At 71.7% G+C, this 11,122-nt stretch carries 10 protein-coding genes and 2 pseudogenes; 10 read left to right on the top strand and 2 right to left on the bottom strand.

All coding sequences use genetic code 11. The features are described from left to right. Positions 1 to 435 precede the first annotated feature (435 nt). The gene (locus ACR9ZK_RS07180; RefSeq protein WP_481341206.1) at positions 436 to 1,539 is read right to left on the bottom strand and encodes a LacI family DNA-binding transcriptional regulator; all 1,104 of its coding nucleotides are present in this window, start codon (positions 1,537 to 1,539) and stop codon (positions 436 to 438) included. Between the two features lie 101 nt (positions 1,540 to 1,640). On the opposite strand from ACR9ZK_RS07180, the gene ACR9ZK_RS07175 reads away from it, so the two are divergent. The 4 genes from ACR9ZK_RS07175 to ACR9ZK_RS07160 all read left to right on the top strand — a co-directional run bounded on the left by ACR9ZK_RS07175 (position 1,641) and on the right by ACR9ZK_RS07160 (position 5,120). After that, positions 1,641 to 2,759 carry a substrate-binding domain-containing protein gene (locus ACR9ZK_RS07175; protein WP_481341205.1) on the top strand — a complete coding sequence of 373 codons (1,119 nt, stop codon included), beginning with the start codon at positions 1,641 to 1,643 and terminating at the stop codon, positions 2,757 to 2,759. A 5-nt stretch (positions 2,760 to 2,764) separates the two neighbouring features. Continuing rightward, complete coding sequence (locus ACR9ZK_RS07170) at positions 2,765 to 3,787, top strand: ABC transporter permease (protein WP_481341204.1); 1,023 nt, start codon at positions 2,765 to 2,767, stop codon at positions 3,785 to 3,787. Further along, positions 3,784 to 4,590: an ATP-binding cassette domain-containing protein gene (locus ACR9ZK_RS07165; protein WP_481341203.1), complete on the top strand. Its 807-nt coding sequence runs from the start codon at positions 3,784 to 3,786 to the stop codon at positions 4,588 to 4,590. The genes ACR9ZK_RS07170 and ACR9ZK_RS07165 overlap by 4 nt, the downstream gene beginning before the upstream one ends. A gap of 122 nt (positions 4,591 to 4,712) precedes the next feature. After that, complete coding sequence (locus ACR9ZK_RS07160; RefSeq protein ID WP_481341202.1) at positions 4,713 to 5,120, top strand: universal stress protein; 408 nt, start codon at positions 4,713 to 4,715, stop codon at positions 5,118 to 5,120. A gap of 75 nt (positions 5,121 to 5,195) precedes the next feature. Here the strand turns inward: ACR9ZK_RS07160 and ACR9ZK_RS07155 are convergent, their stop codons facing one another. Further along, a complete protein-coding gene (locus ACR9ZK_RS07155; RefSeq protein WP_481341201.1) occupies positions 5,196 to 5,399 on the bottom strand; it encodes a cold-shock protein in 204 nt (67 codons plus the stop codon). A 211-nt stretch (positions 5,400 to 5,610) separates the two neighbouring features. On the opposite strand from ACR9ZK_RS07155, the gene ACR9ZK_RS07150 reads away from it, so the two are divergent. The 6 genes and pseudogenes from ACR9ZK_RS07150 to katG all read left to right on the top strand — a co-directional run bounded on the left by ACR9ZK_RS07150 (position 5,611) and on the right by katG (position 11,038). Next, entirely contained in the window at positions 5,611 to 6,420 is an 810-nt protein-coding gene (locus tag ACR9ZK_RS07150; RefSeq protein WP_481341200.1) for an LLM class flavin-dependent oxidoreductase, read from the top strand. A 147-nt stretch (positions 6,421 to 6,567) separates the two neighbouring features. After that, positions 6,568 to 6,927 (top strand): annotated as a pseudogene (locus tag ACR9ZK_RS07145) (putative immunity protein); the annotation flags it as partial. Between the two features lie 165 nt (positions 6,928 to 7,092). Continuing rightward, positions 7,093 to 7,546 (top strand): annotated as a pseudogene (gene arr, locus ACR9ZK_RS07140) (NAD(+)--rifampin ADP-ribosyltransferase). 147 nt (positions 7,547 to 7,693) lie between these two features. Continuing rightward, positions 7,694 to 8,137: a ferritin-like domain-containing protein gene (locus tag ACR9ZK_RS07135; protein ID WP_481341199.1), complete on the top strand. Its 444-nt coding sequence runs from the start codon at positions 7,694 to 7,696 to the stop codon at positions 8,135 to 8,137. A 160-nt stretch (positions 8,138 to 8,297) separates the two neighbouring features. Continuing rightward, positions 8,298 to 8,759 (top strand): Fur family transcriptional regulator, encoded by a 462-nt coding sequence (locus ACR9ZK_RS07130; RefSeq protein WP_481341198.1) that lies wholly within the window; start codon positions 8,298 to 8,300, stop codon positions 8,757 to 8,759. Then, a complete protein-coding gene (gene katG, locus ACR9ZK_RS07125; protein ID WP_481341197.1) occupies positions 8,756 to 11,038 on the top strand; it encodes a catalase/peroxidase HPI in 2,283 nt (760 codons plus the stop codon). The genes ACR9ZK_RS07130 and katG overlap by 4 nt, the downstream gene beginning before the upstream one ends. The last annotated feature ends 84 nt before the right edge of the window (positions 11,039 to 11,122 follow it).

The raw sequence follows: 11,122 nt of genomic DNA, 5'->3' as shown, positions 1-11,122 counted from the left end.
CCGCGGCACGGCCGGCCGTCCGGGAACGGTCGGCACCATCGGGCGGGGGGAGGCAGCAGCTCCCGGCGACGCCGCGACGGGCCGCGACGGGCCGCGACGGGCCTGAGACGGGCCGCGACGCCCCGAGGGCCTCAGGCCGGGACGTGCTCGCGGCCGGGCCGGGAGGGGCGCGACGCCCTTCAGGGCCGCGCGGAGGGCGGCCGGGGCGTGCGGGGCGCGCTCAGCGACAGATGGCGCTGGCGACACCCATGTGGTCGACCGCGCGACGCATGGTCAGCATCTGGTGGCGCATGCCCTGATCTCATACTGCCTGGCTAGGATTTGCAACGGCCGTCCGCGTGGTGGACACGCCGGTCGCGGACCGACGCAGGCGACGGGCCGGCCTGGCGGCCAGGCGGGCCCCCCGGGTACGGGCGCAGGGCCCCCGGGGCAGCGTCAGTGGGGGCCGATCTCGCCCGAGCCCCGCACGACGAGAGACGGCTCGATGACGACCCGCTGGGGCGGCGTGCTGTCGCCGTCGATGCGGGAGAAGAGCAGCCTGCCGACCTCCGCGCCGATGCGCTCGACGTTCTGCCGGACCACGGTCAGGGGCGGGTCGATGAGGTCGGCCATCGGGAAGTCGTCGAACCCGACGACCGCCACGCGGTGGGTGAGCCCGAGCGCGCGCAGGGCCCGGAACGCCCCGACGGCGAGGTCGTTGCGCCCGGCGAACAGGGCCGTCGGCGCCGGGCCCGGCCCGTCGAACAGGCCGAGAACCGCGTGCTCGGCGGCTTCGGTCGTGTGCAGGTCGACCACCTCGACGAGATCCGTCTCGGCGGCTCCGGCCGCCCGCATGACCTCGCGGTAGCCACGCAGCCGATCCTGCGCGGTCTGGATCTTCGCGAGGTCGCACAGGGCCGCGACGCGTCGGTGTCCGTGCGCCACGAGGTGCTCGACCGCCCGACGAGCGCCGAGGACGTTGTCGACGGTGACGCAGTCGGCGTCGACCCCGTGCGGGACACGGTCGACGAAGACCGTCGGCAACCCGGCCCGCAGCTCCGGCGCGAGGTACTCCTGCCGGGCCGTCGCGGGCATGAGGACGAGGCCGTCGACGCGCCGCGCCACGAGCCCACGGACGAGCTCGACCTCGCGCTCCGCCTCCTCGTCGAGGCTGGCCGCCAGCACGACGGTGCCGTGGCTGCGGGCGATGTCCTCGAGGGATCGCAGCAGGCTGGCGGAGAAGCTGTTGCTGAGGTCCTGGAAGAGCCCGCCGACCGTCCCGGATCGGTTGTTCGCCCGCCGCAGGAGGCTCGCGTTGGCGTTGTGGACGTAGTCGAGCTGGGCGACCGCACGCTCGACGCGCTGGCGGACCGCGGTGGACACGTTGGCCTCGTGGTTGACGACGCGCGACACCGTCTTGAGGCTGACGCCCGAGAGCGTCGCGACGTCCTTCATGGTGGCCCGGGCGACGCGTCTGCCATCGAGGCCGGCGGCCGCGGCCGGCGGCGTCGGGCGGGGGCCGGTGTCGGCACCGCCAGGTGACAACGTTGTCTCATCCATGTCTCAGTATGGTCATGAAACCTTGACTCATGGGGGAACGGCACCCTATAAAGATTCTGACAACGTTGTCAGCCGACGACGTCGGACAGAGAGGTCACGTCATGCAGCGCACCACCATCGTTCCCACGCACCGGCCGGCAGCGCGCCGGGCGTTGGTCGCCGTGGCGGCCGGGAGCCTGGTCCTCGGGATCGCGGCTTGTGGCGGCGGCGGTTCCGCCACCGGCTCGGGGACGGGCGGAGGTGACGCCGGCGAGAAGGTCGGCGTCTCCCTCATCACCAAGGACTCCACCAACCCGTTCTTCGTCGCCATGCAGAAGGGCGCCCAGGCCGACGCGGCCAAGGACAACGTCGACCTGACCATCGCCTCGGGCGCCAAGGACGGCGACGAGCAGGGCCAGGTCCAGGCCATCGAGAACGCCATCGCCGCGGGCGACAAGGGCATCCTCATCACCCCCAACGGGCCGGGGGTCAACGCCGCGATCAAGAAGGCGCGCGACGCCGGGCTCTACGTCATCGCCCTCGACACGCCGCCCGACCCCGCAAACACCGTCGACATCACCTTCGCGACCGACAACTTCAAGGCCGGTGAGCTGATCGGCCAGTGGGCCAACAAGCAGCTCGGCGGCAAGAAGGCCACGATCGCCCTCCTCGACCTGTTCAACGACAAGGTCGTCTCGGTCGACTACAACCGTGACCAGGGCTTCCTGACCGGCATGGGGATCGACACCAAGGACAAGCAGAAGAACGGCGACGAGGACAAGACCGGCAGCTACGCCGGCGGCCAGTACGCCATCGCCTGCAACGAGCCGACCACCGGTTCCGAGGACGGCGGCCGCACCGCCATGGAGAACTGCCTGACCAACAGCCCCGACATCAACGTCGTCTACACGATCAACGAGCCCGCGGCCATCGGCGCGTACAACGCCCTCAAGGCGGCCGGCAAGGAGAAGGGCGTCATCATCGTCTCCGTCGACGGCGGCTGCGCCGGCGTCAAGTCGGTCAAGGACGGCATCATCGGCGCGACGTCGCAGCAGTACCCGCTCAAGATGGCCACGCTCGGCATGGCGGCCATCGCCAAGATCGCGCGCGGCGGCGAGAAGCCCAAGACCTCGAACGGCCTGGACTTCTACAACACCGGTGTCGCCCTGGTCACCGACAAGAAGGCCGACGGGGTCGAGAGCATCACCTCGGACGCCGCATCGAAGATCTGCTGGGGCTGATCGACATGACCGCTGGCACCTCGGCCGCGGTGGCGGAGCTGACCCGTCGACGGCACAGCCCCCTCCAACGCGTGCAGCACCTGCTCCACGGACACCCGTGGATCAGCCCGCTCGTCATCCTCGTCCTGACGATGGTGGTCTTCACCGCCGTCAACCCGAGGTTCTCCAACCCGGCGGCGCTCTCCCTGCTCGTGCAGCAGACGGCGGTCGTCGCGTGCCTGGCCATCGGCCAGACGCTCATCATCCTCACCGCCGGCATCGACCTGTCCGTCGGAGCCATCGTCATCCTCGCGATGATGGTCATGGCCAAGCTCGCCGCCGACCACGGCTGGCCGGCACCGGTGGCCCTGCTGGTCGGTGTCGGGCTCGGCCTCGCCGCCGGCGCGCTGAACGGGCTGCTCGTCACCCGCGTCAACCTGCCGCCGTTCATCGTCACGCTCGGGACCCTGAGCATCTTCACCGCGGCGGCGCTGCTCTACTCGGGCAGCAAGAGCTTCCAGAACAACGAGCTGCCGGACCTGCTCAACTGGACCTCGACGAGCTTCCCGCTCGGCCCGTTCCGGCTCACGGTCGGCGTCGTCATCGTGCTCGTCCTCTACGCGGTGGTCGGGTTCGCCCTGAGCCAGACGGCCTGGGGCCAGCACGTCTACGCCGTCGGCGACGACGCGGAGGCCGCGCGCCTGTCGGGCATCGCGAGCAAGCGCGTGCTGCTCAGCGTGTACGTCGTCGCGGGCCTCATCTACGGCCTCGGCGCCTGGGTCCTCATCGGTCGTGCCGGTGCAGCGAGCCCCAACGCCATCACCGACGCCAACCTGCAGAGCATCACGGCGGTCGTCATCGGCGGCACGAGCCTCTTCGGCGGGCGCGGCCGGCTGGTGGGGACGCTCATCGGCGCCCTCATCGTCCAGGCCTTCTACGTCGGCCTCAGCCTGGCCCGCGTCGACCAGCAGTACCGACTGCTCGCCGTGGGCGTCCTCGTCATCGTGGCGGTGGCGATCGACCAGTGGATCAGGAAGGTGAAGTCATGACCGCAGTGGCATCGGACGCGACGGGCACCTCGAGCGGGACCCGGCAGCCGGTCCTCTCGGCCCGGGGGCTCGTGAAGACCTTCGGCCGCGTGGTCGGGCTCGACGGGGTCGACCTCGACCTCTACCCCGGTGAGGTCCTTGCCGTCATCGGCGACAACGGCGCCGGGAAGTCCACGCTCATCAAGTGCCTGACCGGTGCCCTGGTCCCCGACGCCGGCGTGCTCGAGCTCGACGGCAAGCGGGTGCACTTCACCCGCCCGCAGGACGCGCGTGACGCCGGCATCGAGACGGTGTACCAGCAGCTGGCGGTCATCCCGGCGCTGGACATCGCGAGCAACCTCTACCTCGCCCGCGAGGAGCGCCGCCCGGGCCCGCTCGGGTCCGTGCTGCGCATGCTCGACAAGAAGGGCATGCGGGAGCGGGCGGGTGCCGCCGTCCAGGAGCTCGGCATCCAGACGATCCAGAACATGGGCCAGGCGGTCGAGACGCTCTCCGGCGGACAGCGGCAGGCCGTCGCCGTCAGCCGGGCCGCGGCGTTCGGCGGCAAGGTCGTCGTCCTCGACGAGCCGACCGCAGCCCTCGGGGTCAAGGAGAGCAACCAGGTGCTCGCGATGGTGCGGCAGCTGCGGGAGAAGGGCCTCGGCGTCATCCTCATCTCGCACAACATGCCGCACGTGTGGGACGTGGCCGACCGCATCCACGTCCAACGGCTCGGCGGCTGTGCCGGCGTCATCACGCCGCAGTCGCACTCGATGACCGAGGGCGTCGGCATCATGACCGGCGCGCTGCGGCTCGAGGCGTAGCCCCCACGAACGGGCGGGGCCGCCGACCGAGGCGGCGGCCCCCCTCCCTCCCCACCGAACCCGCGCTCGACCGGGCGGAACCAGCCCCACCTCGGGCCCGTCGAGCGCAGGACAGGAGACGCATGTACGCCAGGATCGTCGTCGGGTACATCCCCACGCCGGAGGGGTCGGCGGCGCTCGATGCCGCCATCGACCTCGCCCGACGCACCGGGGCCCACCTCACGGTCGTCAACACCGGCCGTGACGGCAACTACGCCGACCCCTCGTTCGCGACCGCCCAGGACATGGACGCCATCGACCTGCAGCTGGCCAACCAGGACATCGGCCACGACGTCCGCCAACCCACGACCGGCAGCTCGGCGGCCGAGGCGATCCTCACCTGCGTCGAGGAGGTCGACGCGGACCTCGTCGTCATCGGCGTGCGTCGACGCTCCCCCGTGGGCAAGCTGCTCACCGGCAGCACGGCGCAGCAGGTCCTCCTCGACGCCCCGTGCCCGGTGCTCGCGGTGAAACCGGCCCCGGCGGCCTGACCCTCCCCACACGGACGATCCCCCGACCGACAGGTCGGGGGATCGTCCTTCGAGCACGAGGGCGGAGGTCCCGCGTCAGATGCCCCTGACCTTCTCCGCCTGAGGCCCCTTCGGGCCCTGGGTGACGTCGAACTCGACCTTCTGGCCCTCCTGCAGCTCGCGGTAGCCGCTGCTCTCGATGGCCGAGTAGTGAACGAAGACGTCGGCGCCGCCGCCGTCCTGCTCGATGAAGCCGAAGCCCTTTTCGCTGTTGAACCACTTCACGGTGCCTGTTGCCACTGGTTTGCCTCTTCTTGTCGTGCGAGGCCTCCGTGTGGAGGCCTCGGGCTGCCGACGGTCACGACGAGCGCGACCCGCGACCTTCGCCTGGACTCTGACGGCAACTGGCACCGACGGTAGCAGCCGCCGCTACCCTTGCTCCTCCGTGCTCCACGGTTCGTCGTCGGCCACGCCGACTGCCGGACGTGCCACCTGCGGACGGAGTCCAGACATGACCAGACCGCTTCGTTTCGGGGTCGTCACCCCGGTGCTGACCGACGTGCCCACGTGGCGGGACCGGGTGCGCCGCATCGCCGACAGCGGCTACTCGACGCTGCTGATGCCCGACGTGCCGCAGTGGCAGCCCGCGCCCGCCCCAGCACTCGCGATGGCAGCGGCGCAGACCGACCTGCGCGTCGGTACCTGGGTCTACGCCTCCCCGCTGCGACCGGCCTGGAGCACCGCCTGGGAGGCACACTCGCTGTCGGTGCTCACCGAGGGGCGCTTCGAGATGGGCATCGGCACCGGACGGCCGGGGATCGAGGACGAGCTGCGCGAGCTCGGGATGCCCGTCCCGCCACCGAAGGGGCGGCTGGCCCAGGTGCGTGAGACCGTGGCCGTGCTGCGCGACCTGGACGGCCCGGACGTCCACACGCCGGTGGTCATGGCCGTCCGGGGGCCGAGAGCCCTGGCGCTGGCTGCCGAGGTCGCCGACACCGTCACGATCGCGACGCTGCCCCGTGACGCCCGTGCCGACGTCGCGCGTCGGGCGCGCGAGCTGCGTGCCGTGCGCGACGTCGAGCTCGCGCTCCACGTCCCCGTCGTCGGCGACGCCATCGCCCCGTTCATGACCTCGGTGCGCGACACCGACCCGCAGGCCCTCCGGGAGGCGGACTCGCTGGCCGTGCTCCCGGGCGACCCGGTGGCCGCCGCCGAGGAGATCGAGCGACGCCGCGAGGAGATCGGCTACACCTACTTCGTCGTCGGCGCGAACTCCGCCGACGTGCTGGCCCCGGTGGTGGCCGAGCTGGCCGGGCGATAGCCCGCGCAGCCCGGGCGACAGCCCGCGCGGCCGGGCGACAGCCCGCGCGGCCGGGTGACAGCCCTCGCGGCCGGGCGACAGCCCCCGCAGGCGGGTGACAGCCCTCGCCGGCGGGCGAGCCGGCACCGTCCCGAGGGGCGCGGGCGGATGGCCGTGTGGGAGGTTTGGGCGATGCAGACCGGCCCAGGAGACGTCGAGCTGACGATGGACGAGCTGCGGGCGGTCGCCGGGTATGCCGCGGCGTGCGCCGAACCGGCGCTCGTCCTCTTCCAGCGGGACCGTCCCGATGACCCGCGGCCGGCGGCGGCTGTCCACGCCGCGCGGGTCTTCGCCGAGGGCGCGCCGCGGTCGCGCCTCCAACGCAGCGCCGCGGCCGACGCCCACCGCGCCGCAAAAGACGCGACGGCCGAACCCGCGCGGCACGCGGCGACCGCCGCGGGCGATGCCGCCGCAGCGGCCTACCTGCACCCCCTCGCCCGGGCGACGCAGGTGCGGCACATCCTCGGGTCGGCCGCCCACGCCGCCCGCGCAGCCGAGCTCGCCCGGGGCGACGACCCGGTCGTCGCGGAGTACGTCGTCACCGCAGCCGCCGAGCGGGCCACGCCCGTCGTCCTCGAGGTGCTGAGCCGCTACCCGCGGGCGCCCAAGGGGCGCAGCCGGGTCGCGGTCCTCATGCAACGGCTCGACAGCCTGCTGCGGGACCCACCTCCGACGCCGCGCGTCGTCGACGACCCCGGGCCGTTCTTCCACGGGACGAGAGCGGACCTGCGCCCGGGTGACCTGCTCACGCCGGGGTGGAGCTCGAACTACGGATCGGGGCGCCGGGCCAAGCACATCTACCTGACCGCCACGCGCGACGGCGCACCACTGGCTGCCGAGCTCGCTCGCGGTGACGGTCCCGGCCGCGTCTACCGGGTCGAGCCGCTCGGCCGGATCGAGGACGACCCGAACGTCACCGACAAGCGCTTCCCGGGGCAACCCGACGCGGTCCTACCGGACGACCGAGCCGCTGCGCGTCGTCGAGGAGATCACGGGCTGGACGCCTCCGGACCCGGAGATGATCAGCCACATGCGCGCGCGCATGGTCGAGCTGGCCGAGCTGGGGATCGAGGCGATGGACGACTGACGACCCTCGGGACGTCGCCCGCCGCGGCCCCGAGCGGTGGCCCTGAGGGAGCGGGTGGCCGGCCGCGTCCGACGGCGGTTCCGCCGGTTGGTGGCCTCACCTTGCGGGTAGGACTCGAAGGTCCAGCTCATCGACGAAGGAGCACAGATGTCGGATGACGAGAAGGTCGCCAAGGACCTGGTGGAGACGCTGAAGGACGGCGAGCGAGGGTTCGCCTCGGCCGCCGAGAAGCTTCGTGACGGTGACCGTCCCGAGTGGGCCAGCACCCTGCAACGCCTGTCCGAGCAGCGCGCCGGCTTCCGGCGCGAGATCGTCGAGATGGGCCACGAGTACGGCGAGGACGTCGACGAGAGCGGGTCGGCCGCCGCCGCCCTGCACCGCGGCTGGATCGCGCTCAAGGACGCCTTGACCGGTGATGACGCCGGCAGCGTCCTGGGTGCCGCGGTGACCGGTGAGGACCACGCGGTGTCGGAGTACGAGAAGGCCCTCGAGGCGGACCTCAGCGCGGGCTTCCGTGAGGTCGTGACCCGGCAGCACGCCGCGGTCCTCGCCGCTCGCGACGAGGTCAAGGCGCTGCAGGTCACGGACTGACCCGACTGACGCGCCCGCCTCTCGGGAGGCACGCGTCGACGGGCCGAGCCGGTCAGCTCCCGCTGGAGCTGACCGGCTCGTCGCCGTGCTCGGGTGTGGTCGCGCGAGAGCCTTCGAGACACATCTTGACTCATTCAAGATTAGACGCCATGGTGTGCGCATGACGACGACGGACTACGAGGCCGTGTTGCGGGGGGCGTCGCTGCGGGTCACCCGGCCGCGGCTGGCAGTCCTCTCGGTGGTCCACAACCACCCGCACGCCGACACCGACACGGTGATCGACAGGGTCCGCGCAGACCTCGGCGCGGTCTCGCACCAGGCGGTGTACGACGTCCTGCGTGCGCTCACCACCGCGGGCCTGCTGCGACGCATCCAGCCCGCTGGGGCGACCGCACGCTACGAGGCCCGGGTCAGCGACAACCACCACCACGTGGTCTGCCGCTCGTGCGGCGCGATCGCCGACGTCGACTGCGCCACCGGCCACACCCCCTGTCTCACCGCCTCCGACGACCACGGTTTCGTGATCGACGAGGCGGAGGTCGTCTACTGGGGCACCTGTCCCGCCTGCTCGACCGCCGAAACCCCTGAAGCGACAACGATGCCCGGAAGGAACCACTCATGACCGACATCCAGAACCACGTCACCCCCGAGAGCCCGCAGGGGGTGGACCGCACGAGCGGCGGCGGCTGCCCGGTCATGCACGACTCGGCGACCGCGCAGGGCAGCGAGAGCGAGAACCCGGCGATCGACTCGCCCACGCCGAAGACCGGCGGTCGCCCGCGCGGCATCAAGGACTGGTGGCCCGACTCGCTCGACCTGTCGGTGCTGCACGCCCACTCCCCCAAGGGCAACCCGCTGGGCCCGGACTTCGACTACAAGGCCGAGTTCGCCAAGCTCGACCTGGACGCCCTCAAGCAGGACATCGTCGACGTGCTGCACACCTCGCAGGACTGGTGGCCGGCCGACTTCGGCCACTACGGCGGCCTGTTCATCCGGATGAGCTGGCACGCGGCCGGCACGTACCGCATCTACGACGGTCGCGGTGGGGCCGGTGACGGCGGTCAGCGGTTCGCGCCGCTCAACAGCTGGCCCGACAACGCCAACCTCGACAAGGCCCGCCGCCTGCTCTGGCCGGTCAAGCAGAAGTACGGACAGAAGATCTCCTGGGCCGACCTGCTCGTGCTCGCCGGCAACGTGGCCCTCGAGGACATGGGCTTCCAGACCTTCGGGTTCGGCTTCGGCCGTGAGGACGTCTGGGAGCCGGAGGAGATCTTCTGGGGTCCGGAGGACACCTGGCTCGGCGACGAGCGCTACTCCGGCGACCGTCAGCTCGACGAGGTCTTCGGCGCGGTCCAGATGGGTCTGATCTACGTCAACCCCGAGGGCCCCAACGGCAACCCGGACCCCGTCGCCTCGGCACGCGACATCCGCGAGACCTTCGGTCGGATGGCCATGAACGACGAGGAGACCGTCGCGCTCATCGCCGGTGGCCACACCTTCGGCAAGACCCACGGCGCCGGCGACTCCAGCCTCGTCGGCCCGGAGCCCGAGGGTGCCCCGCTCGAGCAGCAGGGCCTCGGCTGGAAGAGCGAGTTCGGCAGCGGCAAGGGCGCCGACACGATCACGTCCGGTCTCGAGGTCACGTGGACCTCCAACCCGACGCGGTGGGACAACGAGTTCTTCCAGATCCTGTTCGGCTACGACTGGGAGCTGACGACGTCCCCGGCCGGCGCCCACCAGTGGCGGCCGAAGGACGGCGCGGGCGCCGACCTGATCCCGGACGCCCACGACCCGTCGAAGCGTCACGAGCCGCGCATGCTGACCTCCGACCTGGCCCTGCGCTTCGACCCGGCCTACGAGAAGATCTCGCGTCGCTTCCTCGAGGACCCCGAGGAGTTCCGCCTGGCCTTCGCCAAGGCCTGGTACAAGCTGCTCCACCGCGACATGGGTCCGGTCTCGCGCTACCTCGGCCCGTGGGTCGGCGAGGAGCAGCTGTGGCAGGACCCCGTGCCCGCCGTCGAGGGTCCGCTGGTGGGCGACGACGACGTCGCCGCGCTCAAGGACAAGGTCCTCGGGTCCGGCCTGACGGTCTCCCAGCTCGTCTCGACCGCCTGGGCGTCGGCCGCCACCTTCCGCAGCACCGACAAGCGGGGCGGTGCAAACGGCGCTCGTATCCGCCTGGAGCCGCAGCGCAGCTGGGCCGTCAACCAGCCCGAGCAGCTCGGGGCGGTCCTCGACACCCTCGAGGGCATCCAGCGCGAGTTCAACGAGGCCGGTGGCGCGACGATCTCGCTGGCCGACCTCATCGTCCTCGCGGGCTCCGCCGCCGTGGAGAAGGCCGCGCAGGACGCGGGTGTCGCGGTGACCGTGCCGTTCCACCCCGGCCGCACCGACGCGACGCAGGAAGCGACGGACGTCGACTCCTTCGCGGTGCTCGAGCCGCGCGCAGACGGGTTCCGCAACTACCTGCGTCCGGGCGTCAAGCTCCAGCCGGAGGTCCTTCTCGTCGACCGCGCGTACATGCTGAACCTCACCGCTCCCGAGATGACGGTCCTCGTCGGCGGCCTGCGGGCCCTCGGCAACAACGTCGGTGGCGTCGCGCACGGCGTCCTGACCGACCGTCCGGGCGTCCTGACCAACGACTTCTTCGTCAACCTGCTCGCCCCCGGCACGCAGTGGAAGGCGTCGGAGTCCGAGGAGAACGTCTACGACATCCGTGACCTCGCCAGCGGTGACCTCAAGTGGACGGCCACCCCGGTCGACCTCATCTTCGGGTCGAACTCCCAGCTGCGCGCGCTCGCCGAGGTGTACGCCAGCGAGGACGCCCGGGAGAAGTTCGTCCACGACTTCGTCGCCGCGTGGACCAAGGTGATGGAGCTCGACCGGTTCGACCTGGTCTGACCCCGCCGCACGCGACGAGCCCGGCGCCCCTCCACGGGGTGCCGGGCCTGTCTCTTATACACATCTGACGCTGCCGACGACGGA

It is taken from the genome of Monashia sp. HAY1-5C (genome assembly GCF_056755255.1).
This window is presented reverse-complemented; position numbering and strand designations above follow the sequence as displayed.